Origin of the sequence: Merdimmobilis hominis (genome assembly GCF_016901855.1) — a bacterium.
Lineage (GTDB): Bacteria > Bacillota > Clostridia > Oscillospirales > Ruminococcaceae > Paludihabitans.
In genome coordinates, this window is record NZ_JACJKY010000003.1 from 1 (window position 1) to 24,465 (window position 24,465).

Here is a 24,465-nt window from a genome sequence, read left to right on the forward strand (position 1 = left end):
ACTTTTTTCGAAGTTTTTTCGAGGTTTTCGCTCCCGCGACTCTCTCGATATTCCTTCTCATTTCCTTGTTTTTCCTGTCCTCCGTGACAGCTATATTATAATACCACACACCCCCCACTTTGTCAACACCTTTTTTCATCTTTTTTTGACTTTTCTTTCTTATATAAAAAGAACCACTGCATGCACCGCATACAGTGGTTCTCATATTCTCTTATTCTTGTTTCGATACAGGCACGGACACATCCGATTGTGCAAGTGTCTCAGGGCTCACATCATCATAGACAAACGCCCGCCATGCATCGGAAGCGCTCTGCAAATCCACATGCAGACACTGCTGTCCGAGTGTATCATAAATCGTTCCCTTGCCATTCAAATGGCGGTTGAGCGGAATGCGCATCTCTTCCATGGAAACATCGCGCAGCATGATGCCACAAAGCGACAGTACCTCCCCGATATCCACGGACGTCTCCACATACGGAAGCGTCTTTCGTGCAAATTCAGGATAGGAAACCGGGTTCATCGCAAGCGCCTTTTCAAACAGTGCACGCATCACGATACGCTGACGCTCCGTACGGTCAAAATCGGCATTGCCTACCTTGCGGATACGCGCATATGCGACCGCCTGTGTTCCGTTAAGCGTTTGCATCCCGGCTTTTTGGATATAGTCCTCCCCTAAACCGGCGACAATCGCCTGCTCTTCGATATTTTCGTTTGCGGCAAGACGCTCTTTCTCTGAAACCTCGATCGGTACGCCTCCTACCGCATCGACAATCTGTGCCATTCCGTCAAAATTGATCGTTGCATATTCGGTGATATTCGTACCGAAGTTCTCATTGATCGTTTTGACAGCAAGCTGCGGTCCGCCATAAAAATACGCCTGTGTCAGCTTGGTTTGTCCATGACCCTCGATTTTCACATACATATCCCGCATCAGAGAGCTGAGCTTGATTTTGTTGTGCTGTTTATCCACCGACAAAATCATAATGGAATCGGAATGCACCTGCTTTTCATCGCCGCGCCGATCTACGCCGAACAACGCGATATTCACAATATCACTTGCACCGTCGTCTTTGACGCTTTCCTGAATGCCCAAATTGCTCTCATCCAGCTCGTTGTGCTGATATTCTGTCAAAATGCTCATCACATAACCCAAAACGGCAAACACGATGAGCAGCACAATAGCCCAAATCGAAAATTTCACCCACGGACGCAGTTTTGTCTTGTGTCTTTTTTTCACTGGCTTTTTCACCGCTTTTCCTCCTTGCAGGAACCGGTTCTGCGCGTCGTTACACGCAGGCAATCAGTGAAATTATGCAAAGCAAGCGCGCAGTTCATCCACGCGGTTGCGTTTCTCCCACGGCAGATCGAGATCTTCGCGGCCTACATGACCGTATGCAGCCACCTGTTTGTAGATCGGGCGACGGAGATCAAGTGTGCGGATGATGCTTGCCGGACGCAGATCAAACACGCGGCTTACAGCTTCTGCGATTTTCTCATCGGAATAAGCACCTGTACCGAACGTATCCACGAGAATCGACACCGGTTTTGCCACGCCGATTGCATATGCAAGCTCGACCTCACATTTTTTTGCAAGACCTGCTGCAACAACGTTTTTCGCCACCCAGCGCGCTGCATATGCCGCACTTCTGTCCACTTTTGTCGGGTCTTTTCCGGAGAATGCACCGCCGCCGTGACGTGCATAGCCGCCATAGGTGTCGACGATGATTTTTCTGCCGGTCAAGCCGGAGTCACCTGCCGGTCCGCCGATGACAAAACGGCCGGTCGGGTTAATTAAGTATTTTGTATTTTCATCGATCAATGCGCCGTCAACGACCGGGCGTACAACGTGTTCGATGAGGTCTGCACGGATGGTTTCAAGTGTGACATCCGGGTCGTGCTGTGTGGAGATGACGATGGTATCGACACGAACCGGCTTGTCCTCTTCATATTCGATGGTAACCTGGGTTTTTCCGTCCGGACGCAGATACGACAATGTGCCGTTTTTGCGCACTTCGGTCAAACACATTGCCAGTTTATGTGCCAGGCTGATCGGCAGCGGCATCAGCTCCGGTGTTTCGTCGCATGCGTAGCCGAACATCATACCCTGGTCGCCTGCACCGGTCTGGTCGTTGTCCTCGCTCGAACCGGTTTTCTGCTCGAGTGCTTTGTCGACACCCATTGCGATATCCGGCGACTGTGCATGAATTGCAGTCAGCACGCCGCAGGTGGTGGCGTCAAAGCCGAATTTTGCACGGTTATAGCCGATTTCCTCGACGGTATCACGCGCGATCTGCGCAATGTCGACATAAGTGTCGGTTGTAATTTCACCCATCACCATAATCATACCGGTAGTGGTGGTAGTTTCGCATGCAACACGCGCCTGCGGGTCATGTTTTAAAATCTCGTCTAAGATTGCGTCAGACACCTGATCGCAGATCTTGTCCGGATGTCCCTCTGTCACACTTTCAGATGTGAAAAAATGTCTTGCCATAAAAAAGCTCCTTTCATCATTTCCTTGTCGAGCCCAAAGAAAAACGCTCAGGAACATCCTGAGCGTCTTGTTTCACCTTGTTGGGTCAAAACCTCATCTTCGGATCGTTCCTCTGGATTTAGCACCTTACATCAGTAGGTTGCCGGATTTCGTCGGGCCAGTCCCTCCATCACTCTCGATAAGGTATTCAATTTACAATGGTATATTATACGGTAACGAACGTTTGTTGTCAAGAGAAAATTTATTCCGCTGCATTTTCTTCTTCACAGCAGCCGCAAGTTCCTGTGCAGCAGCAGGAATCTTCCGCACTTTCGCAGCAGCAATCTGCAGCCGGCGCTTCGGTACAAAGCTTTTCACCGCATTTTAAGCAATACACCGCATCTTTCGGATTGACTGCGCCGCAGTGCTCGCACAGCTGTTTGTTCTGCATCGCGACCATTGTGCGCTCGATTTCATCCAGCCGTGCAAACTGTGCATCGATCTGCTGTGTCAATGTTTCCACAGCCTCAGAATTACTCTGGTTCGTTTTTACCAGACGATACATTTCCATACCGAGCTTTTCATGCAGCCGTTTGATCTCGCCGGAAACACGAACCGTTTCCATTTTGTATTTTGACAGTTCCACCATTTCACCGGTTTTCTTTCCTGCCGCATCTGCAATGAACCGCAGTTTTTCCATCCATTCATCCACATTGATTGATGCCATACCGCTCATCCTCCTTTTAAACGTGTACGGTTTTTGTTTATTATATACGCTTTTATGCGAAAATACAACGTCACGCCAAAAATTCACGAAGCACCGTCTTTTCCGGGAGATAACTCTCAGAAAGCGGCACAAACATCGAAAGCGCTTCGCGCAGACGCATAATTTTTGCACGGTACTGCGCGCTCACCTCATCCGCAGAAAGCACCGACGAAAGATAGTGTGTCCAAATCGCCGGCTCATACAAAACCGTCGAATCCACAATAAAATCGGCTTCTTTTTTATAGGGGATGATATTCGCAATCTCACTGCGCACAACCTCCACCCACATCCCCATTGTGCCCTCCACCGGATTGTTCCGATGAAAATGATCACGCACAATCCGGCGGATCAGACGGATTTCACGTGCGGTGAGCACACGTTTATCATCCAGCACATAGTCGGAGTTCGGACTGATATAAAGCTTTAAAAAGCTGTTTTTGTCGTGCTGCGCTGTAATTTCAGGATTTAGCGCATGGATTCCCTCGACCACCAGAATCGAGTCGTGATCGACTGTGATCTCACGGCGTACAGGCGAACGCTTGCCGGTGGTAAAATCGAACATCGGAAAATCGGCTCTGCCGTTTTTCAACAGCGTATCAAAACACCGGGAAAGTTCCTCGTGATCGAGTGTATGAATCGATTCAAAATCCGTTTTGCCGTTTGGCAAGCGCGGCAGTTTATCACGATCCACAAAAAAATCATCGAGAGAGATCACCGCAGAACGCACGCCTTCCGCTTCTAAGTAAGCAGAAATTTTTCCTGCCGTCGTTGTCTTTGACGAAGCAGACGGCCCTGACAGCAGCAGAATCGAGCACTCACCGCGTCGTTTTGCGATATTCTGCGCCGTTTCCAAAAGCTGATCCTCATACATCCGCTCCGACCATTCCACAAGCTTCTGCGGATAGTAAAGCACCATACCGTTAATCCAGCTGACGCTTACTTTGTTGTTCTCGTCCTTCCCTGCAAATGTCATAAATACGATCCTTTCTTGAGAGAATTTCTTCAAACCGATCGATGTATTCAAAATGATATTTGTAGTTGAAAATGCGGGAAATCGGCTCGGTTCCAAGTCCCACAAGCTTTGTCACGCCGCCCGCACCGCAGGCGAGAATCGTCTGAATTTCATCCATGATATAGATGTTATAAAGACTTTCCGTGTGTTTTTTCGCATAGCCCACATTTTCAAGGTTGCCGACTGTATTTTTCTGCCGGTATAGATAATATGGAAAATATCCGGCGTTTATGAGTGTTTTCTGCGCATATGCCGTCATTCTGCCCGTCATGTCGGATTTGACATAATCGCGCATCGACGTTTCAAAAAACAGATCGGCACTGCGCTTAATCGACAGCGTATGCACCGTAATATTTGCCGGATCGAGCGAAACGGCACGATCAAGCGACCGGCAGAATCCCTCATATGTATCGCCCGGCAGTCCGGCGATCAAATCCATGTTAATCATGGTAAAACCGCACTCTTTTGCGAGCTCGTAACTGTCCACCACATCCTGTGCGGTGTGTTTGCGGCCGATTTTCTGCAAAACCGCATCCTCAAATGTCTGCGGATTGATGCTTACACGGGTGGCGCCCGCTTCTTTGATCACCATGAGCTTTTCTCGCGTAATCGTGTCGGCGCGTCCCGCTTCAACGGTATATTCCCGCACATGCGGCACATCAAAATACGCCGCTACTGCATCGAGCACGCGTTTTAACTGCTCTGCCGACAGCGCAGTCGGTGTACCGCCGCCGACATAGATTGTATCAAGCGATAAATGCTCATCCTTTGCGACCTGTGCCGTCTTTTCGATTTCGCGGCACAGCAATGTGACATATTCGTCAATTTTATCGGTTGCTTTCCGGCTTGTGATCGCGTGGGACACAAACGAACAATAGCTGCACCGGCTCACACAAAACGGAATCGCGATATACAGCGAAAACGAATCCGGTTTTAGCTCTTTAAGCATCGGCTCCTGGGTGTCAGCCGTCAAAAACGCGAGGTCAAGCTTTTCGTCCGATACAAGAAAGCGGTCGTGCAGTCCTGCGCGGATCTCTTCGTCCGGCTTTCCGGCTTTGCGTTCGCGCTGAATGATATTCACCGGGCGTACACCGGTCAAAATGCCCCACCGCGGTGAAACACCGAGGCGTTCTTCCAAGATACGATAGAGCATGACGCACAGCACCCGCTCACACTCCTGATCGTATTCACGAAGTGAGCCAAACGAAATCTCCGGCGCGATCGTTTCTTCACGCGCTGTTTTCTCGCCGTCTAAACAAACAGTCACCGAAAGGTGCGTGTTTTCTCCCTGGACATCGCGGCAGGTCAGCACATAGTCATGTTCCTCACTTGCCACCGGTTCCTCAAAGCGGTGCTCAAAGCGCACCACCGGGAAAAACAGCTTGCAGATGCCCTCTAATTCATATTTGAATTGCTGTCCGTTAAAATATATGGTCATTATCTTTGCAGATACGGATTGGTTCGCCGCTCAAATGCGAGAATGGTTTCCCCGCCATGGCCTGACAAAATCCGTGTCTGATCCTCCATCCTGTCAAATTTTAAAAGCGACTGCATGAGTGTTTTCGTATCGCCGCCCGGCAGATCGGTTCTGCCGACACTGCCCATAAACAGTGTATCGCCCGTGAACACGACATCCTCTGTACAGAACACCATCGAACCGGGCGTATGTCCCGGCGTAGCCATCGCGGTGAGGGTCACCTCATCGAGCGAAATCGTGTCGCCGTCTGCAATCAGCCGGTCGGGCATTTCGCCTTCATATCCTGCAAAGCTTGGGAAGAATGCACCGTCGACATCCCACGGCGCTAAAAAGCGATCCTTATCAAGCGCAGGCACAACAGTCTGCGCGCCGGTTTGTGCTTTCAATACGCTCGCCGCACCGATATGATCAAAATGGCCGTGCGTAAACAGCAAAATCTTTGCATTCAGTCCGTGTGCATGCAACAGCGAGAGGATTCTCTGCGGCTCTGCACCGGCGTCAATCACAATCGCATTTTTCTGTTCAGTTTCAATGATATAGCAGTTCGTTTGAAAGATGCCGACTGCCAGCGAATACACGTTCATGCTTTTCCCTTTCTCATCTCGTCAGTGTCCATCCAGATGGTCACCGGTCCGTCATTTACAAGCGAAACATCCATATCCGCGCCGAATTCGCCCGTCTGCACATCGCGTCCGGTGATTGCGCGGAGTCTTTCGCAGAACTGTTCATACAGTGGCACCGCCACCTCCGGACGTGCCGCCTTGATAAACGAGGGACGCTTTCCGTGACTGCAATCGGCACCGAGTGTAAACTGCGAAACGACCAGAAAATCGCCGTCAATATCGGTGATACCGCGGTTCATCTTATCGTTTTCGTCGCAGAAAATGCGGATGCCCGCCACCTTCTGTGCAAGATATTCCATCTCGCTTTCCGTATCGCCGTCCATCACACCGAGAAACACGAGCAATCCCTGCCCGATTTTCCCGATCACCTCGCCGTCAACCGTCACATCGGCACGGCGCACACGCTGCAATAATGCACGCATTCGTTTTGTCCTCCCGTCTTTTTATTACCGTCCCGAACGCTCGACCGAAATGACGCCCGGAATCTTGCGGACTGCTTTCATAATGTTTGAAAGCTGATCGACGCCCTGAATACCGATGGTCACCACGATATTTGCGTTCGCATTTTTTAATTCTCTTGCCGTCACCTCATGCAGCGGCACATGGAATCCCGCGATCGTCACTGTCACATCGGCAAGCAGCCGTTCACGGTCGTTTGCAACAATGTCAAGCGTTGTGCGGAAGCCTTTGGGCATGACCGACTCGGCAAAATGCGCCGGAATCCACCGTTCCCGCTGGCTCTCGTCCTTGAGCGCCGCACGCACGTTCACGCAGTCCTTTTTGTGAATGGAAACACCGTGACCGCGGGTGATAAAACCGATGATCTCATCGCCCGGCAGCGGATTGCAGCACTGTGCGAATTTCACAAGGCACTGATCGATTCCCTCGACAATGACGCCGTTGGATGCTTTCTGCTGCACGTTTGAAATGATCTGTGCCGGATTCGGCACATCGGCAGGCTTTGTCATTTTCAGATAATCGTCTTTTATACGCGGCATAATCTTTGACAGCAATACACCGCCGTAGCCGATTGCCGCATAAAAATCATCAACATTTTCAAAATGCTGACGCTTTGCAATCGACAGCACAAATTCCGCATACGCATCCGCAGACAGATTGATATAATTGCGCTTAAATTCTGCCTCCAGCTGCTGTCTGCCCTGGACGATATTTTCCTCACGCCGCTCTTTTTTAAACCACGCACGAATCTTGCTGCGCGCTTCACTCGTCTTTGCAATGTTGAGCCACTCACGGTTCGGCCCGTGATCTTTATTTTTCGATGTGATAATTTCAACAATCTGACCTGTTTTCAGCGGTGTGTCAAGCGGTACAATGCGTGAGTCAATTTTGGCGCCCACCATCCGGTTGCCAACCGCACTGTGAATCGCATACGCATAGTCAATGACCGTCGACCCCGCCGGCAGGCTCTTGACGTCGCCTTTCGGTGTCAGCACAAACACGTCGTCGGTTGCAAGGTCTGTTTTGATCGTCTTGACAATATCCTCCGCACCCTCGGATTCCTGCTGGGTTTCCAAAATTTTGCGCACCCATGCAAGCCCTTCTTCGAGCTTATCCTTGCCGGTGATGCCGGCTTTGTATTTCCAGTGCGCCGCAACACCGTATTCTGCCGTATAGTGCATATCCCAGGTTCGAATCTGAATCTCAAACGGAATGCCCTCGCGTCCGATGACCGTCGTATGAAGCGACTGATACATATTCGGCTTTGGTGTGGAGATGTAGTCTTTAAACCGGTTCGGAATCGGGCGGAACATATCGTGGATGATACCCAAAATATTATAACACTCGATAACAGTCGAAACGATGATACGCACCGCGTAAATATCATAGACCTCTTCAAAACTTCTGCCTGCCATATACACTTTGCGGTAGATGCCGTAAAGACTTTTGACACGGCCTTCGATATGCGGCTCCATTCCGTATTCGTAAAGCCGTGCCATGATGCGGTCCTGCATGTTCTGTACGAAGTTTGACCGCTGTGTTTTGTTCATCTCGAGTGTGCGCTCGATCTCCTGACAGGCCACCGGATCAAGATAATGGAGCGCTAAGTCCTCAAGCTCCTCTTTTACCGCGCGAATACCTAGGCGATGTGCAATCGGTGCAAATACCTCCATCGTTTCGAGTGCCTTTTCGCGCTGTTTTTTCTCCGGCATAAAACGCAGGGTGCGCATATTGTGCAGCCGGTCAGCCAGTTTGATGATGACCACGCGCACGTCCTCCGACATAGCAAACAGCATTTTGCGCACATTTTCTGCTTGCTGCTCTTCTTTCGTAAACAGCGGCAGCTGACCGAGTTTTGTCACGCCATCCACCATGAGTGCAACATCCGCGCCGAACTGTTTTTTGACTTGTTCGACAGTGACGTCCGTATCCTCCACCACATCATGCAGAAGACCGGCGCAGATACAGTCGGAATCCATGCCAAGCTCCGCTAAAATACACGCCACTTCGATGGGATGAATGATATATGGCTCACCGGAAATGCGCTTTTGCCCCTCATGCGCCTGTACAGCCAGATCATACGCTTCTTTGATTTTATCAAAGTCAAGCGTTCGTTCCGCTGCCTCCATCCGCTGCTTTAGTTCCTCAAACGATAAATAATCCATAAATCCTCCCCCGCTCCGTCAATCAGGACAGACGCCGATATGTCGGCGTCTGTGTCAGATCTGCCTTTTTGGTGGGTGCACAGAGCGCAAACGTGCCGCCCGATGTCACAGAAAGCAGATCAGCTTCTTTTAATATATCCAATAAAACCAGAAGTTTACAATAATTGATTGTTTTTTGTCCCAACGCAAACAGCAATCGTTCGGAATCGAATGAAAGCGATGCATTTTGACGCAAAAAGCGATACACAACGGCAATTTCCTCTCTTGTCGGAAGTGCACGTGCGCGAACGCCGTCCGAAACCGGCTCTCCGCGTTTGATTTTTTCGTAATAGCCTTTCGCGTTGAAAAAGCGCATTTCATCAAAATCGGCAGGACGAATATCCCGCAGCTTGAGCGAAACGCTCTGTCTTCCATTGTATTCATTGATCTCGGCCGTAACCGCAAGGTCGACATATGCGCCGACTGCAAACGGAACGGCGTTTGCTTCCATTCCAAACCACAGCACCGACGCTTCCTTTTTGTCAAACACAACCGATAGCCGCTGATGTTTCCCGCCGGAAAGCGGTGTAATCGCTGTAATTTGCGCATTCTTCATCAAGAACACCGGTGTTTCGTTTTCCGCGCCGAACGGTTCAAGCTGACTGATTTGAAAAATCGTTTCAACCGTCAAATCAGCGGCAGTCAATTCGCCTGCAAGTAAAAGTTCCTGCTGCGGCATAAAATCAAACTGCTCTTTTGCATACGCTTCCATTCCGGCACAAAACGCCGGAAAATCCTCCGCTTTGAGCGAAAAACCAGCCGCAAGCCGATGACCGCCGTACTGTGTGAGCGTTTCGCAGTTCGCCGAGAGTGCTTTGAACAAGTGAAAATCACCGACACTGCGCGCAGAACCGCGCAAAAACCCGAGTTCATCCATCGACATAAGAAGCGTCGGCTTTCCGTATTTCTCCAAAAGACGCGCCGCCACAATGCCGATCACACCGTGATTCCAGTGTTCTCCGCGCAGAATCAGCAGCCGGCCGCGCAGAAGTCCCTGATTTTCAGCAATCTGCGCTTCAATCTCCGACAGGATCAGCTGCTCCTCCGCCTGCCGTTTTGCATTCATATCGCAAAGCGATGCGGCAAGCTGCTGTGCTTCCTCCGCGTCTTCACTTAACAGAAGCGAAAGTGCCAGTTTCGCACTGCCGAGTCTGCCTGCCGCATTGATGCGAGGCACAATCGAAAACGCCACGGTCTGCGAAGAAAGCTTCTGCGGTACAATTCCTGCCTGCTCCATCAGTGCACAAAGTCCCGGAAGCTCACAGTACCGAAGCGATGAAAGCCCTTCCATGACAATCCGACGGTTTTCCGAAACGAGCGGCACGACATCGCCGACCGTTCCGATTGCCGCAAAATGCGAAAAGCTCTCGAGCGCGCCTTCCATATCGTTGTCAAGTGCGCCGACCAATTTGAGTGCAACACCCACGCCGGCCAAATCCTTAAACGTGCTCATATCATCCTTGCGATGCGGATCGACAACCGCAACCGCCGCCGGAAGCAGTTCACCCGGCTGATGATGATCGGTGATGACCACATCGACACCAAGCGACGATGCATAGTCTACCTCGTCCACCGCAGAAATGCCGTTGTCCACCGTGATAATCAATGTGACGCCCTCATCCGCAAGCGTTTTGATCGCCCCGCGGTTCAAGCCGTATCCTTCGGTTGTTCGTTCGGGGATATACACGGTCACATCGGCGCCCATCAGCTGCAAATAGGTAAACAGCAGTGCCGAAGCGGTCACGCCGTCACAGTCATAGTCACCGTATACCGCAATTTTTTCCTGTGTATCGAGTGCGGTCTGAATCCGATCGACTGCCTGTTCCATATCCGCCATATCAAACGGGGAGGAAAGCGGTGACTGCCGGTCAAAAAAACGCGCTGCCTGTTCATAAGTACGATATCCGCGCGACAGAAGCACCGATGCCGTCAGCCGGCTGATGCCGCATTCACTCGCAAGCGCGGATACATCTTCCCTGCGCACTGTTTTCATCGACCAACGTTTGACCATTTTCACACCCTCGTTTTCTCTCATACAATTTATTCATGCGGCCTTATTCCAAAAGGTATACCACACCCAGTTTAATTTAGATAATATTATAGCATTCCCGCAAATAAATTTCAATCTTAGACAAAAAAGAACGGATGCGTATGCATCCGTTCTTTTTTCTATGTTTGTTTGCGCAATTAAACATCCTCTTTTTGAATTTTAAATATGAGCCGAAGAATTCCTGCCAAAAACTTTGGACTTTTCAACACAACAACTTTCATGAAAATCGGCCTCCCTCTCAGATGCGTTTGCGCAGCAGCCAAACAAGCGCGCCGATACATGCAAACAGCAGCACATATTTAAACGAAACCATCAAAAGCAGTACGCTGACCGCACCGCACACCATTCCGTACAAAAATGGCGCAAGCATGCACTTGCATCGTTTCACAACGCTCACCTGCCTGTTTGTGTATACCCCAGTATACGGCAAACGTACAAAAAGTGTGACACCTCACCGTCTTAATGGCTTTTTCATCTTTTTGATTTCCCAGTCTTTTAGCTGTTTTGCCTGCTCATAAAACGCGCAGTAACTCTCGTATCGATGCTTGTCAATCACACCGTCTGCAACCGCCTCACGCACGGCGCATCCTTTCTCCGCCGTATGCGAGCATCCGACAAAACGGCACGCTCCCTCATAGGGCGAAAACTCACGAAAACAGCCGGCAAGCTCCTCTTTTCGAATGAGCTCATACTGACCGATTTCCATCGTACCAAATCCGGGCGTGTCTGCGATGAATCCGCCGCCGCCCGCATCATACAGCGTTACATGACGCGTTGTATGCCGGCCGCGTCCAAGCTTTTGGCTGATTTCGCCCGTGTCCACGCAAAGCGACGGAAACAGATTATTTAAAAGTGACGATTTTCCAACGCCTGTGTTTCCTGCAAATGCGGAAATTTTTCCCGCCATCATCTGCCGGATGGTATCAAGATGCTGCGGCTCTTCGTTTGAAAGCGACAGCACCTGAAAACCCGCCTGTTCATAGACACGGCAAAAGGAAGAAGCATCTGCCAGATCAATTTTTGTGACGATCAAAACCGGTTCAATATGCTTATACTCGCACACGGTGATCATCTTGTCAATGACCTGCATATTCGGCACAGGATCACAGATTGAGATCACCAAAAACAGCTGATCGAGATTTGCGACAGGCGGCCGCACCAGTTCATTTTTCCGCGGCAAAATCGCCGTAACCGTACCGCCCTTTTGTTCTTCTCCGGGGAAAAATTCAACCAAATCGCCCGCCAGCGGTGTAATTTCATTTTTACGGAATGCGCCCCGGCCGCGGCATTCGTACAAAACACCGTCTGCCATACAATAATAAAATCCTGCAATTGCTTTGACAATCCGGCCTGTTTTTGTCTCCAAACGTTGTGTCATTCCTTTCCATTCACAAAAACGGACCCATCGGGTCCGTTTTGCGTTGTTTCTTTGCGTATTTTATGCATTAGGCTTCGATGATTCGGAAGTTTCGGAAGATTCCTCTGAAGATTCTACAGAAGATTCAGGTGCAGAATCTTTGATGAGGCTATAATCCGGTCCGAATTTTGTGCTTGCCGATTGTGTTTTAAAGTCGATCACATATTTCGCAAATGTCCTGCCGTTGACTGTAATTTCGACTTCGTTATACTCCTGCTCGGTGACTTTGCCGTTCACTTTGCCGTTCATGCTCACAAACACCATCGAAAGTGTTCCTTCTTGTTTCGGGTTAATCTGCTTTGTTTCAAGCAATGTTCCGTTTACACTGATGACAAACGAATAGCTCTTATCGCTTGCATCACTCGGGAATTTGATGCTGATCGGAACAGAAATCTCTTCGGCAGAAGCGCCTTTGCTCACTTCCACGTTGATTGCCGTTCCTTTGGAAACGCGCGAATCTTTTTTGATGCTCTGCGAAACGATGGTGCCTTCCGGCTCATCCGATTCCACTTCGGTGACTGTTCCGAGCGAAAGGCCAAGCAGTGTCAGGCGATTTCTCGCGGAAACGACTGTCATTCCAAACAAATCCGGCACCTGAACCGGCAGATCTGCCGAACCAAGGCTTACAAACAGAGTCACCGTTGCGCCTGCTTCCAGGTCCTCGCCTGCTTTCGGGTTTGTGGAAATGATGCATCCCGCTTCTACCTCGGAATTCGTCTGGCGAATCTCTTCAATCTCATAACCTGCGAGTGCCTCACGTGCTTCCGACACCGTTTTTTCGACAACATCAGGCATCGGAATCGTCTGCATACCGCTGCTGACAATGACCTCGACTTCCGAGCCGACTTTGACTGTCATGTCCTTTGCCGGTTCCTGCGAAATAATCTGGTTTACATCATATTCAGCAGACGGAATTTTGTCTTTAATGACGATTTTGACGTTCGGCAGTTCTTTCTGCGCCTCTTCGACCGTTTTTCCGGTCAGATTCGGCAGCACCACGTCCGGTGTTTTCTGTCCGAGGCTTTTAAAGAAGAAGAACACCGCAACCGCCGCAAGCAGTACGCATGCCACTGCAACACCTGCCAAAATACTGATCGTATATTCGCCTTTTTTCTTCTGCTTTTCACGGCTTGCCTTTGCTGCGTGATCGTGCACCTCGGGACGTTCAAAATATTTGGTCGAGCCGTCCTCATTAAAATATTTATACTCAAACACAACATCCGGATTCTGTTTGAATTCATCAATGTCCTTAAGCATTTCGGAAGCCGACTGATACCGCAGCGCACGGTCTTTCTGCATCGCGCGCAGTGCGATTTCCTCAAGTCCCACCGGAACGTCCGGGTTAATATCCGTCAAAAGCCGCGGCTCTTCCTGCATTTGCTTAATCGCAATTGCCACAGGTGTTTCACCGTCAAACGGAACCTGTCCGGTCAGCATCTCATACAAAATGATGCCCACCGCATAAATATCGGTACGCTCATCGGTCTGTTCGCCGCGCGCCTGTTCCGGACTGATATAGTGAACGGAACCGATTGCTTTATCCGCAACTGTGCGGCCGTTTTCGCGTGCAAACCGCGCAATGCCGAAATCCATCACTTTGATGGTGCCGTCCTGCAAAAGCATCACATTCTGCGGTTTTACGTCGCGGTGCACAATGCCGTTGTCATGTGCATGCTGCAGCGCGCGCAGAATCTGAACCGTAAAATGGATTGCCTCTTTCCAGCGCACAACTTTCTGCTGACTGATATATTCTTTGAGCGTGATGCCGTCAATGTATTCCATGACGATATACTGCACGGAATCGCTTAAATTCACATCGAAAATCTTTACAATATTCGGATGCGAAAGCATTGCAATCGCTTTTGATTCATTGCGGAACCGGCGTCTGAACTCCTCGTTGTTGAGATATTCCTCTTTTAAAATTTTGACTGCAACATACCGGTTTTCGAGCACGTCATATGCTTTGAAAACAACGGCCATTCCTCCAAAACCAATCAGCTCCTGGATCTCATATCTGCCGTCAAGCTTTTTGCCGATATATTTATCCATTGGCCAAAAACCTCCCTTTATTCGATCACAGCGGCCGTGATGTTATCGGTTCCGCCGGCTTTTTTCGCTTCTTCAATCAAACAATCACACGCATATTGTCCGCCGTATGCACGCAAAAGCGCCGCAATGCGGCTGTCCTCCACCATGCTGGTGAGTCCGTCGCTGCAAAGCAGGAGTTTATCTCCCGGCAAAAGCGCTGTCGAAAGTGTATCCACATCCAATCGGAGCGATACACCGACTGCACGGGTAATCATGTTGCGGTTTGGATGTGTCCGCATTTCTTCGGGTGTGATCTCGCCTTTTTCCATCAGCTCCCAAACCAAGGAGTGATCCCGGGTCAGCTGTGAAAGCACGCCGTCTCGAAACAGATAAATCCGGCTGTCTCCGACATGCGCGCAATAGGCAGTATCCTCGCGCACAACAGCGGCAACGATCGTCGTTCCCATTCCGCGCAGTCCCGCCTCGGTCACCGATCGTGTGTACACCGCACGGTTTGCCTCTTTGACAGCGTCTGTCAGCAGGGATTCTGCTTCACATGCATCATTTTGCGCAATCGCTGCAATCAGCGTATCAGCGACAATGCGGCATGTCATTTCGCTCGCAATGTTCCCGGCGGATTGCCCGCCCATACCGTCGCACACAACCGCAAATCCCTGGCGATCATCAAACCGATGCACACAAAAGATGTCCTGATTCATACTGCGGCAGCATCCGATGTCTGTTTTTCCGTAAAACTGCAAACCATATCCCTCCTTATTCAAAGCTGTTCCCGCCGAAGCTGACCGCATGCGGCACTGATGTCCGCACCGAGTGTCCGGCGCACTGTAGCATTGATTCCGCGGCGGATCAAGCGCTGCTGAAACGCATAGATCCGTTCTTTCTGCGATTTTTTATATGATGTTTCCTTGATTTCGTTGACCGGAATGAGATTCACATGACAAAGCATTCCTTTTAATCTTGACGCCAGTTCGTCCGCACATGCATCGCTGTCGTTTAACCCTGCGATCAACGCATATTCAAACGAAATCCGCCGCGACGTTTTCTCAGCATATCGTCTGCACGCGGCAATGAGCTCATCAATCGGCCATTTTAAACTGACCGGCATCGTCTGGTTGCGGATGGTATCGTTGGGTGCATGGAGCGAAACGGAGAGGGTCAGTCCAAGCTGTTCTTCTGCCAGCCGGTCAATACGGTCAACCAATCCGCAGGTCGAGAGCGACACATGACGAAGACTCAGATTCGCACCGCGCTCATCGCTCACAAGCCGTAAAAATTTCAGCACGTTGTCATAATTATCAAGCGGCTCGCCGATGCCCATGAGCACGATGTGACCGATTCGCTCACCCAAATCCCGCTGTGCCGCATACAGCTGCTCGATGATCTCCGACGGCGTCATATGCCGCACAAATCCGGCTTTTGTCGACGCACAGAACGAGCATCCCATGCGGCAGCCGATCTGTGTTGAAATGCAAATACTCTTGCCGTGCTCATATGTCATCACAACCGATTCGCACAGCGACCCGTCCGGCAAAGAGAAAAGATATTTGACCGTACCGTCAATCTTTGATACAAGCTTTTTTTCAATCGTATGCGACGTGATGAACGCGCATTCCTCAAGCTGTGCAATCAGTGCCTTTGAAAGGTTTGTCATCTCGCCAAACGACGTGACCTGCTTATGATGAAGCCAGTCAAACACCTGTGCCGTGCGAAACCGCGGAAGAGAAAGTCCGCTCAAAAATGTACCCAGTTCGTCAAACGAAAGCGATTTGATATCCGTTTTCTGCGCTGTCATAGCTTCCTCCCCGCATTATTCCCTGCGTGTCATTGCCGCAAAGAAAAATCCATCCGTATTTGTTTGATGGGGCAACAATACTGCCATAAAATCCTGTATAAAATCTATTTTACCGAATTTTTCTGATAAATTCAACGGGGCAGCCCAATTATTTTCCGAAAGGAACCGCAAAATCACGTCCTCGTTTTCGGCTTTGTTTGTCGTACACGTCGAATAAACAAGCACCCCGCCCGGTTTTAAGTTCTTTGCCGAATGAGAAAGAATCTCATACTGAAGCTTCGGCAAATCGGCAAACGAAGCGGGATCTTTAAACCGAATTTCCGGTTTTCTTCGAAGAATGCCAAGGCCCGAACACGGCACATCGCAAAGGATCCGGTCTGCCAAAGGCAAATCGTCGCCCGTCCGCGCATCCCGCACCGAGGCATCCACAATCGAAAGTCCCAAGCGATGTGCGCCTTCTTCAATCAAGCGGCATTTGTGCTCGTACAGATCGAACGCATGAACCACACCCTGGTTGTTCATCTGCTGTGCAATCGTAAAGCTTTTCGATCCCGGTGCGGCGCACACATCGAGCACCGTATCGCCCGGCTGTGCACCGAGCGCCTGCGCGCAGAGCTGGGAGGCGGCGTCCTGAATATGAAACCATCCGTCCCGGAATGCATCCAATCGCAGCAGACTTCCCGTATCCGAAAGCACAACGCAGTTTTCAATCCATTCATGTTTTTGTGCCGTCACACCTTGACGGGCAAGCATGTCGCACAGCGTATCTGCGTTAGCTTTCAAAGGGTTCACCCGCGCGTAGAGCGGCGGGCGCTCAAGTGCCGCTTTTGCCATTGATTCGGCGTCTGCTCTGCTGTACTGCGCTTCCCACTGTTTTAACAGCCACACAGGACACGACGTTTCCACCGAAAGCCGCTTAATCGGTGCATAATTCTTCGAAAACGACAGAACGTCCGCACCTGCACGCTGGACATTTCTGAGAATCGCATTCACCATTCCGCGTGCACTCGTCTTTTTGACATACGGCACAAGCGACACGGTCTCGTTGATTGCCGCACGTGCGGGAACACCGTCCATGAAGCAAAGCTGATACACGCCCATGCGCAAGAGAATCAAAATCTCGCGGTCAAGCGCACGCACGCCTTTTTTCACATACTGACCGATTATCGCATCAAGTGTGATCTGCCGCTCGAGCACGCCATATACAAGTGCCGCCGCAAATGACGCATCCGCACCCGAGAGCTTTGCCGCTTTAACTGCCTGGTCAAGTGCGATCACCGAATAAGCCGCATCTTTTTCTACTTTTAACAGTACGTCAACTGCCAGTTGTCTTGCTGTTTTCATCAATCGTTCCGTCTCCCGCGAAGTGCTAACAGACGCAAGAGGTTTGCCACCGCAACCACCAGTGCCGCCACATACGTCATGGCAGCCGCCGACAGCACACGCCGCGCACCTGCAAGCTCTGTCTGATTTAACATCTGATCCGTTTCGAGTGTACGAAGTGCCCGGCGGCTTGCATTAAACTCCACCGGCAGGGTGATAAGCTGAAACAGCACCACTGCCAAAAACAGCAAAATGCCAAGATCTACAAGCCACAAATAACCGAAGATAAGGCCCAACACCGCAAGCGGTACCGCAAGCGACGAACCGATATTCGTAATCGGAATCATCGCCGCCCGAATTTTTATGGGAAAATAGCCCACATCATATTGAATCGCATGACCTGCCTCATGTGCTGCCACACCGATTGCGCCAACCGACGAAGAACCGTACACCGAATCAGACAGCCGGATCACATTATTCCGCGGATCAAAATGATCGGTGAGGTTTCCAGCCACCTGCTCAACGCAGATATGGGAAAGGCCGTTGCTGTCCAAAATGCGGCGGGCAGCCTCTGCCGCCGTCACACCCTGCATCGTGTGCACCTGGTTATACTTTTTAAACGTCGACTGTACTTTAAACTGCGCAAACAGCGCAATCAGCATCGCCGGAACAACCAAAATCCAGTAATACGAATCAATATAAAAATAAGGCATCGTTCATTCCTCCAAAAAAGAGTATTTACCCCAGCAGAATCCCACTCTTTGCACGTCTGCCGCGCAAAAAGTCGGCGCCGTTCATTCGTTTTGCCCCTTCTGCCTGCACTTCGCAGAACATAATTCCCTGATGATCGCCGCACACAACGACAAACCGGTTTTCATCAACCAGTGTGCCCGGCGTTTCCTTATATTCTGTGCGAATGAGCGCACTTTTATAAACCTTTAACCGTTTTCCTTCAAATTTCGTCACAGCGCACGGCCACGAAGAAAGCCCGCGGATCTGATTGTGCACAAGCTGTGCCGGTTTCTGAAAATCAATCGCACACAGCTCTTTTGTGAGCATCGGTGCATAGGAAGATTCCGCGTCATTCTGCGGCACACGCGCCGCTTTGCCCTCTTCCATCTGATAGATCGTTTCGATGAGCAGGGATGCCCCCAGTTCGGAAAGCTTATCGTGCACTTCGTCTGCCGTTTCGTTTTCACCGATCGGCGTTTTCATCTGCAAAATCATATCGCCGGTGTCGAGTCCCTCTGCCATATACATTGTCGTGACACCCGTTTCGGTTTCACCGTTTAACACGCTCCACTGAATCGGACCTGCACCGCGGTATTTCGGCAGAAGCGACGCATGGACGTTTACACATCCGCGCGGCGGGATCGAGAGAATCTCTTTCGGCAGGATCTTTCCGTATGCCACCACGACAACCAGCTCCGGTGAAAGCGCACGCAGAAGCGATGCAGCTTCTCCGGTTTTTAAGGATACCGGCTGAAATACGGGAATGTCATGCGACTGCGCGCACACCTTAACCGGCGGCGGCGTCATCTGATGGCCGCGGTTTTTCGGTTTGTCCGGCTGTGTAAACACGCCGACCACCTCATGACCGGCCTGCACCAGTGCATCAAGACAAGGAACCGCAAAATCGGGCGTACCCATGAATACAATTCTCATTTATCTTCTTCTCTTTCTCTTATTTTTAAACGACTCTTCCGTTTCATACATCTCGGTCGCATGATCAGGGAACAGCACACCGTTTAAATGATCGATTTCATGACAGAACGCACGTGCGAGCAGTTCCGTGCCCTCCGCTTCATATTCGTTGCCGTCGCGATCGAATGCACGCACTTTGACATGATTCGGACGTGTCACCTCGCCGTATTCCTCCGGAAACGACAGGCATCCTTCGGTGCCGGTCTGTTCGCCGTCTGTTTCGATGATCTCGGGATTTACGAGTTCATACAGACGATCACCGCAGTCGATGACGACGACACGTTTTAAAATCCCGACCTGTACTGCCGCAAGGCCCACACCGTCGTTTGCATACATTGTTTCTCTCATATCATCGAGAAGATCGTGCAGTTTTTTGTCAAACACTGTCACTTCACGCGACCGCTTGCGCAAAATCTGATCTTCGTCTTTTTCAAACACCACAATATTTCGTTTTGCCATTGGTTTTACTTCCTCCTTTTTTCATCCGTCTTTGTCTATAACACTTCGCCGTTTACATCGGCAAAGATCGTCACACCTGAAAAAATCCGCTCCCGTCCGCACCGCTTTAACACGTTTGTTAGCATTGCCCGAAACGGCGCGTTGTTGCGGCACTTCATCACAATTCGGTAGCGGTATTTTCCGCTCACACGCGCCACTGCCGCCGGAGAAACGCCAAGCACCTTGAGCGCAACCCCTTGTGCCTGCGTAGCCTCTTCTTCAAGCACAGAAAGTGCTGTCGAGGCGGCGTGTTTGACTGTCTGTTCTTCCGCCGCCGCGAGTCCGATCGTCACAAGGTCACAAAACGGCGGATACATGAGCGTTTTGCGCAGTGCAATTTCCTCGCGGTAAAATGCGTCATAATCCTGTGCCGCCGCATATTGAATCACCGAATTGTCCGGCGCATACGTCTGGATATACGCACGCCCGGCCTTTTCGCTTCGGCCGCTTCGTCCGACAACCTGCGTAATCAGCGAAAACGCACGCTCCGTACTGCGGAAATCGCCCGAGCCCAAACCGCTGTCCCCGTTTAGCACGGCGGCAAGCGTCACATTTTTAAAATCGAGTCCCTTTGCAATCATCTGCGTGCCGATCATCACGTCGTATTCCCCGCGCCGGAACGCATCAAACCGTTGTTCATACGCGTGGCGCGAATACGTCGTATCCGTGTCCATCCGAAGCACACGAATGTCCGGAATCAATCGGTTTAGCTCCTCTTCAATCCGCTGGGTACCCGCGCCGGTGCGTTTTAAAATCCCGCCGCAGGAAGGACATCGTGCTGTGACCGGTTCGCTGTGGCCGCAGTAGTGGCACATCAGCCGTTCGTTCGCCCTGTGATACGTCAGCGCCACATCGCAGGACGGGCAGGTGAGCACTTTGCCGCACGCCATACACGTCGCATATGCCTGATAACCGCGGCGGTTTAAAAGCAGTATCGACTGCTCACCCGCCTGCTTATTTTTTGAAAGTTCGCCGATCAGCGTACCGCTCAAAAACGACAATGCCGCTTCCGGCGGTTCTGTTCGCATATCGATCAAAAACACCTCGGGGAGCACGGCATTTGCATACCGGTTTTTGAGCACGAAATACGCATACTTCCCGCGCTCGGCCTGATACCGCGAATCAATCGACGGCGTTGCCGAACCGAGCAGAAGCGTTGCATGATGTTTTCCGCACCGCCATTTTGCAATGTCTCTTGCATGATACCGAGGCGACGCGTCCGATTTGTACGAACCCTCGCCCTCCTCATCCATGATGATGAGGCCGATATCGGCAAGCGGAGAAAACACGGCGCTTCGTGTGCCGACCACAATCCGCACAGCGCCTTGCCGAATCCGTTCAAATTCGTAAAGCCGCTGGGATGGTGTCAGTCCCGAGTGAATGACTGCCACGATCTCGCCGAACTGCGCGGTAAACTGTCCCACCATCTGCGGTGTGAGTGAAATCTCAGGAACGAGCATCATCGCATTTTTGCCCATGGCAAGCGTTTGCTCGATGAGCTTTAAATACACCTGCGTTTTTCCGCTTCCGGTCACACCTTGAAGGAGTGCGGCGTTCGGCTTTGGTTCGCAGACAAGTGCAAAAATCCCGTCGGCAGCGTTTTGCTGTTCTTCACTGAGCACAATTTCGTGCCGCACCGACAGTTTATTTTGTGCCGGCGAAAACGACTGTGCACATTCCTTTTCAAAATAATACGCGCCGCCCTTTTGCACGAGTGCCTTGAGCACCGCCTCGGTCACGCCGCACAGATAGCAAACCTCTTTCGGTGCGGCTTCTTTGACGGTGCACAGCATCCGATAAAGCTCCGCTTGTTTTTTCGAAAGCGGCACCGTGTCTGCATCAAACGTCTCACACACCGCCACACGCCGCTCTGTCGGCACTGCAACCTTTCGACAGGCATTTTCTTCACAGACAATCACGCCTGCATCAAGCAGTGCGCGCACGGCTGCGTTTTTATTTGCGGACTGCTTGCTTTTTAGCAATGCACGCAATTCTTTTTCTGATTTTGATGTGGAAAGAAAATTGAGAATCTGCTGCTGTTTTGCCGGATATTCCGTGATTTCCTCATCTGTCAGCCGTTTGGCTGTGCGAAAGGTCTGTTCGACCGTCACATTCGTGCCAATCGGCAGAATCGTGCGCACCGCTTCATAAAACGTGCAAAACGTATGCTGCACCAAAAACGATGCCATCTCGGTCATCTCGCTTGTAAACAGCGGTGTTTTGTCAATCAGCGCTGCAATCGGCTTTAAAGGCGGATCGTCCGGTTCTTCGGTGATCGCAGCGACAAATCCCTGTACTTTTCTGTTTCCGCCGCCAAACGGTACGAGCACACGGCATCCCACCGCCACCTCACCCAAAAGCGAGGACGGAATCTGATAGGAATAAGGCGTGTCGATCGCATAGACGGCTTTTTCCACATAAACGTGTGCAACGCTTCGCATTTCGCTGCACCTCCCGGCTCTTATTCGAGCGTTTTGCCGATATCTTCGCGCTCAACCAGTTTGTAGTCACCTCTTGCAAACTGCTCCACTGCGAGCTGAACCGGTTTTTCAATCAAAATTTCACCGTTTTCCTCGGCTTCCTCTGCGATCGCACGCGCACGTTTTGCCACGCCGATGACGAGTGAATAATAGCTCTGGTTACCCTGTAAAATGTCAGAAGCAGATGGTCTATGCATAATAAAATCCTCCTAAAAAATCATGTTGTTTATTCGCAGACGGCCTGTTTTTCAGAAAGAAGCGCGTCCACGGTGGCTGTCATATGTTTGTTTAAAAATGACTGCGAGCGGATAATCGACCGCAGTGCATCAGCAGTTTCCTCGACGACATGGTTTGTCACCACATAGTCGCAGGTGTACGCAAACGGAATTTCCTCCACAGCACGTGCAAGCCGTTTTTCAACGACCTCCGGTGCTTCTGTGCCGCGGCCTACAAGCCGGGCACGCAGTTCCGAAAGGCTCGGCGGCAGAATGTAGATGGTCACTGCATCCGGGCGAAGCTTGCGCACCTGCTCGGCGCCGTCCACTTCGATCTCCAGAACGACCGGATGACCGTTTTCCATATGGTCGTCAACCGGTTTGCGCGGCGTGCCATAGTAGTTTCCGCAGAAGCATGCATGCTCCAAAAAGCCCTCCTCGCCAATCAGCGATTCAAACTGTTCCGTTTTTAAAAAATGATAGTGAACGCCGTCCACTTCGCCTTCCCGCGGCTGGCGTGTCGTTGCCGAAACGGAAAGGAAAATATCCGGTTCCCGCGTCAAAAGCTCTTTGATGACCGTTCCCTTTCCGCATCCAGACGGGCCGCAGATGATAAACAGCTGTCCTTTATTAGCTTTCACTCTCGTCGTCCTCCTCTTCGTCATCCTCGTGCTCAATCACGCGGTTTGCAACCGTTTCCGGCTGGATTGCCGACAAAATGACATGATCGGAATCCATCACAATGACTGCGCGCGTGCGGCGGCCATAGGTTGCATCAATCAAAACGCCTTTGTCGCGCGCATCCTGAATAATCCGCTTAATCGGCGCAGATTCCGGGCTGACGATCGCAACCAGCTTTGAAGCGGAAACCATGTTGCCGAATCCAATGTTGATCAGTTTCATCACGATGTCCCTTTCCGATTATTCCACATTCTGAATCTGTTCGCGGATTTTTTCGATCTCCGCTTTCATCTCGACGACCAGATTGGTCACGCGCAGATCCTGGCATTTAGAACCGATGGTGTTCACTTCGCGGTTCATTTCCTGGACAAGGAAGTCGATTTTTCTGCCGGTTGGCTGATCGCTGTCCATCATGGATGCAAACTGTTTTAAATGACTGCGCAGACGAACCGTTTCCTCGTCGACGGCAATTTTGTCAGCAAACAGTGCCACTTCGGTGAGCACACGCGCTTCGTCGACCGACCGGTTTTCGAGCACTTCTTCAATTTTTGCAGTCAGCCGCGCTTTATAATCAGCCACTGTCTGCGGTGCATATTCCTCCACCTTCAAAAGGTGTGCTTCAATCGTGTTTAATCTGCCGCGGATATCGTCATAAAGTCTTGCACCCTCAGCTTTGCGCATCGAAAGAAAGCGTTCGAGCGCTTCTTCGGCAACCTGTTTGACACTTTCCCAAACGGCATCCTCATCCTCCGGCACCTTTGTCACCTGAAAAATATCCGAAAAGCGCGTCAGGGTCGAAAGCGAGAGTGTATCGGAAAGACCAAGCGGTTTGCCGAGCGAGCGAAGCGCCTCAATATAACTGCGTGCCAGCGGTTCATTCACGGAAACCTGTGTGTCTGCGCTGTCTGTCGAAAAAATCGTCACGCCGACTTCCACTTTACCGCGGGCAATTTTTGTGTTCAAAAGCGCTTTGAGCTTTTCCTCTAAATAACCGTATGCACGCGGAAGCCGTGCATTGCACTCAAAATAACGGTGATTGACCGCTTTCATTTCTACCAAAATATCTTTGCCGTTCACAGTTTCCTGTGCCCGACCGTAGCCGGTCATGCTGTTAAACATAAAAAGCAACCGCCTCCTTTTTTATAAAAGCAATTTCCAATCGATATTGTATCAGATTTCTCCGCGCGAAACCGCAAAACTTCATCTTTTATTCATATTATTCATAATATATTTACAATTATAAAT

General features: G+C 50.7%; 25 protein-coding genes and 1 riboswitch. All 25 genes read right to left on the minus strand.

The genetic code is table 11. The features are described from left to right. Positions 1-205 (minus strand): hypothetical protein (locus H6A12_RS02270; protein WP_204444340.1); only part of this gene is annotated, 205 nt, incomplete at its 3' end. 6 nt (positions 206-211) lie between these two features. Continuing rightward, on the minus strand, positions 212-1,249 hold the full coding sequence (locus tag H6A12_RS02275; protein WP_204444342.1) for an LCP family protein: 1,038 nt from the start codon (positions 1,247-1,249) through the stop codon (positions 212-214). Positions 1,250-1,309: 60 nt separating this feature from the next. Then, a complete protein-coding gene (gene metK / locus H6A12_RS02280; RefSeq protein ID WP_204444344.1) occupies positions 1,310-2,491 on the minus strand; it encodes a methionine adenosyltransferase in 1,182 nt (393 codons plus the stop codon). Between the two features lie 90 nt (positions 2,492-2,581). Next, positions 2,582-2,676, minus strand: a riboswitch (SAM riboswitch). A 56-nt stretch (positions 2,677-2,732) separates the two neighbouring features. Beyond that, positions 2,733-3,197 (minus strand): zinc ribbon domain-containing protein, encoded by a 465-nt coding sequence (locus H6A12_RS02285; protein ID WP_204444346.1) that lies wholly within the window; start codon positions 3,195-3,197, stop codon positions 2,733-2,735. Positions 3,198-3,267: 70 nt separating this feature from the next. After that, complete coding sequence (locus tag H6A12_RS02290; RefSeq protein WP_204444348.1) at positions 3,268-4,209, minus strand: uridine kinase family protein; 942 nt, start codon at positions 4,207-4,209, stop codon at positions 3,268-3,270. Continuing rightward, positions 4,157-5,686 (minus strand): coproporphyrinogen dehydrogenase HemZ, encoded by a 1,530-nt coding sequence (gene hemZ / locus H6A12_RS02295; protein ID WP_204444350.1) that lies wholly within the window; start codon positions 5,684-5,686, stop codon positions 4,157-4,159. Before hemZ ends, H6A12_RS02290 begins: the two co-directional genes overlap by 53 nt. After that, the gene (locus H6A12_RS02300) at positions 5,686-6,309 is read right to left on the minus strand and encodes an MBL fold metallo-hydrolase (RefSeq protein WP_204444352.1); all 624 of its coding nucleotides are present in this window, start codon (positions 6,307-6,309) and stop codon (positions 5,686-5,688) included. The genes hemZ and H6A12_RS02300 overlap by 1 nt, the downstream gene beginning before the upstream one ends. Next, complete coding sequence (gene dtd / locus H6A12_RS02305) at positions 6,306-6,770, minus strand: D-aminoacyl-tRNA deacylase (RefSeq protein WP_204444354.1); 465 nt, start codon at positions 6,768-6,770, stop codon at positions 6,306-6,308. Before dtd ends, H6A12_RS02300 begins: the two co-directional genes overlap by 4 nt. Before the next feature lie 24 nt (positions 6,771-6,794). Then, positions 6,795-8,972 (minus strand): RelA/SpoT family protein, encoded by a 2,178-nt coding sequence (locus H6A12_RS02310; protein WP_204444357.1) that lies wholly within the window; start codon positions 8,970-8,972, stop codon positions 6,795-6,797. Between the two features lie 22 nt (positions 8,973-8,994). Next, positions 8,995-11,022: a single-stranded-DNA-specific exonuclease RecJ gene (recJ, locus tag H6A12_RS02315; RefSeq protein ID WP_204444359.1), complete on the minus strand. Its 2,028-nt coding sequence runs from the start codon at positions 11,020-11,022 to the stop codon at positions 8,995-8,997. 176 nt (positions 11,023-11,198) lie between these two features. Continuing rightward, complete coding sequence (spoVM, locus tag H6A12_RS13770; RefSeq protein ID WP_430623624.1) at positions 11,199-11,342, minus strand: stage V sporulation protein SpoVM; 144 nt, start codon at positions 11,340-11,342, stop codon at positions 11,199-11,201. Continuing rightward, positions 11,300-11,449 (minus strand): hypothetical protein, encoded by a 150-nt coding sequence (locus tag H6A12_RS02325; RefSeq protein ID WP_204444364.1) that lies wholly within the window; start codon positions 11,447-11,449, stop codon positions 11,300-11,302. Before H6A12_RS02325 ends, spoVM begins: the two co-directional genes overlap by 43 nt. A 63-nt stretch (positions 11,450-11,512) precedes the next feature. Further along, the gene (rsgA, locus tag H6A12_RS02330; protein ID WP_204444366.1) at positions 11,513-12,439 is read right to left on the minus strand and encodes a ribosome small subunit-dependent GTPase A; all 927 of its coding nucleotides are present in this window, start codon (positions 12,437-12,439) and stop codon (positions 11,513-11,515) included. Positions 12,440-12,499: 60 nt separating this feature from the next. Continuing rightward, a complete protein-coding gene (gene pknB / locus H6A12_RS02335; RefSeq protein WP_204444368.1) occupies positions 12,500-14,527 on the minus strand; it encodes a Stk1 family PASTA domain-containing Ser/Thr kinase in 2,028 nt (675 codons plus the stop codon). 17 nt (positions 14,528-14,544) lie between these two features. Beyond that, positions 14,545-15,267, minus strand: coding sequence for a Stp1/IreP family PP2C-type Ser/Thr phosphatase (locus H6A12_RS02340; RefSeq protein WP_204444370.1), 723 nt, complete (start codon positions 15,265-15,267; stop codon positions 14,545-14,547). A 17-nt stretch (positions 15,268-15,284) separates the two neighbouring features. Continuing rightward, a complete protein-coding gene (gene rlmN / locus H6A12_RS02345; protein ID WP_204444372.1) occupies positions 15,285-16,319 on the minus strand; it encodes a 23S rRNA (adenine(2503)-C(2))-methyltransferase RlmN in 1,035 nt (344 codons plus the stop codon). Between the two features lie 15 nt (positions 16,320-16,334). Further along, positions 16,335-17,663: a 16S rRNA (cytosine(967)-C(5))-methyltransferase RsmB gene (gene rsmB / locus H6A12_RS02350; protein ID WP_204444374.1), complete on the minus strand. Its 1,329-nt coding sequence runs from the start codon at positions 17,661-17,663 to the stop codon at positions 16,335-16,337. Then, a complete protein-coding gene (locus tag H6A12_RS02355; protein ID WP_204444376.1) occupies positions 17,663-18,355 on the minus strand; it encodes a zinc metallopeptidase in 693 nt (230 codons plus the stop codon). Before H6A12_RS02355 ends, rsmB begins: the two co-directional genes overlap by 1 nt. A 25-nt stretch (positions 18,356-18,380) precedes the next feature. Continuing rightward, positions 18,381-19,307, minus strand: a complete 927-nt coding sequence (gene fmt / locus H6A12_RS02360) for a methionyl-tRNA formyltransferase (RefSeq protein ID WP_204444378.1) — start codon at positions 19,305-19,307, stop codon at positions 18,381-18,383. Further along, on the minus strand, positions 19,308-19,805 hold the full coding sequence (def, locus tag H6A12_RS02365; protein ID WP_204444380.1) for a peptide deformylase: 498 nt from the start codon (positions 19,803-19,805) through the stop codon (positions 19,308-19,310). Positions 19,806-19,840: 35 nt separating this feature from the next. Continuing rightward, positions 19,841-22,285: a replication restart helicase PriA gene (gene priA / locus H6A12_RS02370; RefSeq protein ID WP_204444382.1), complete on the minus strand. Its 2,445-nt coding sequence runs from the start codon at positions 22,283-22,285 to the stop codon at positions 19,841-19,843. A 20-nt stretch (positions 22,286-22,305) separates the two neighbouring features. Continuing rightward, positions 22,306-22,521: a DNA-directed RNA polymerase subunit omega gene (locus tag H6A12_RS02375; protein ID WP_204444384.1), complete on the minus strand. Its 216-nt coding sequence runs from the start codon at positions 22,519-22,521 to the stop codon at positions 22,306-22,308. Positions 22,522-22,550: 29 nt separating this feature from the next. Next, positions 22,551-23,180, minus strand: coding sequence for a guanylate kinase (gene gmk / locus H6A12_RS02380; protein WP_345941214.1), 630 nt, complete (start codon positions 23,178-23,180; stop codon positions 22,551-22,553). Continuing rightward, positions 23,170-23,442 carry an extracellular matrix/biofilm regulator RemA gene (remA, locus tag H6A12_RS02385; protein WP_207753178.1) on the minus strand — a complete coding sequence of 91 codons (273 nt, stop codon included), beginning with the start codon at positions 23,440-23,442 and terminating at the stop codon, positions 23,170-23,172. The genes gmk and remA overlap by 11 nt, the downstream gene beginning before the upstream one ends. A gap of 18 nt (positions 23,443-23,460) precedes the next feature. Next, positions 23,461-24,339, minus strand: a complete 879-nt coding sequence (locus tag H6A12_RS02390) for a YicC/YloC family endoribonuclease (RefSeq protein ID WP_204444389.1) — start codon at positions 24,337-24,339, stop codon at positions 23,461-23,463. Positions 24,340-24,465 lie beyond the last annotated feature (126 nt).

Bases quoted from the DNA above. Each gene is read 5' to 3' on its own strand.
- H6A12_RS02390 (WP_204444389.1), bottom strand. From the start codon at position 24,339: ATGTTTAACAGCATGACCGGCTACGGTCGGGCACAGGAAACTGTGAAC.
- H6A12_RS02290 (WP_204444348.1), bottom strand. From the start codon at position 4,209: ATGACATTTGCAGGGAAGGACGAGAACAACAAAGTAAGCGTCAGCTGG.
- rsmB (WP_204444374.1), bottom strand. From the start codon at position 17,663: ATGAAAACAGCAAGACAACTGGCAGTTGACGTACTGTTAAAAGTAGAA.
- spoVM (WP_430623624.1), bottom strand. From the start codon at position 11,342: ATGTATCGGCGCGCTTGTTTGGCTGCTGCGCAAACGCATCTGAGAGGG.
- H6A12_RS02300 (WP_204444352.1), bottom strand. From the start codon at position 6,309: ATGAACGTGTATTCGCTGGCAGTCGGCATCTTTCAAACGAACTGCTAT.
- pknB (WP_204444368.1), bottom strand. From the start codon at position 14,527: ATGGATAAATATATCGGCAAAAAGCTTGACGGCAGATATGAGATCCAG.
- H6A12_RS02310 (WP_204444357.1), bottom strand. From the start codon at position 8,972: ATGGATTATTTATCGTTTGAGGAACTAAAGCAGCGGATGGAGGCAGCG.
- priA (WP_204444382.1), bottom strand. From the start codon at position 22,285: ATGCGAAGCGTTGCACACGTTTATGTGGAAAAAGCCGTCTATGCGATC.
- dtd (WP_204444354.1), bottom strand. From the start codon at position 6,770: ATGCGTGCATTATTGCAGCGTGTGCGCCGTGCCGATGTGACGGTTGAC.
- rlmN (WP_204444372.1), bottom strand. From the start codon at position 16,319: ATGACAGCGCAGAAAACGGATATCAAATCGCTTTCGTTTGACGAACTG.
- metK (WP_204444344.1), bottom strand. From the start codon at position 2,491: ATGGCAAGACATTTTTTCACATCTGAAAGTGTGACAGAGGGACATCCG.
- remA (WP_207753178.1), bottom strand. From the start codon at position 23,442: ATGAAACTGATCAACATTGGATTCGGCAACATGGTTTCCGCTTCAAAG.
- H6A12_RS02285 (WP_204444346.1), bottom strand. From the start codon at position 3,197: ATGGCATCAATCAATGTGGATGAATGGATGGAAAAACTGCGGTTCATT.
- rsgA (WP_204444366.1), bottom strand. From the start codon at position 12,439: ATGACACAACGTTTGGAGACAAAAACAGGCCGGATTGTCAAAGCAATT.
- def (WP_204444380.1), bottom strand. From the start codon at position 19,805: ATGGCAAAACGAAATATTGTGGTGTTTGAAAAAGACGAAGATCAGATT.
- fmt (WP_204444378.1), bottom strand. From the start codon at position 19,307: ATGAGAATTGTATTCATGGGTACGCCCGATTTTGCGGTTCCTTGTCTT.
- hemZ (WP_204444350.1), bottom strand. From the start codon at position 5,686: ATGACCATATATTTTAACGGACAGCAATTCAAATATGAATTAGAGGGC.
- H6A12_RS02355 (WP_204444376.1), bottom strand. From the start codon at position 18,355: ATGCCTTATTTTTATATTGATTCGTATTACTGGATTTTGGTTGTTCCG.
- recJ (WP_204444359.1), bottom strand. From the start codon at position 11,022: ATGGTCAAACGTTGGTCGATGAAAACAGTGCGCAGGGAAGATGTATCC.
- H6A12_RS02375 (WP_204444384.1), bottom strand. From the start codon at position 22,521: ATGCATAGACCATCTGCTTCTGACATTTTACAGGGTAACCAGAGCTAT.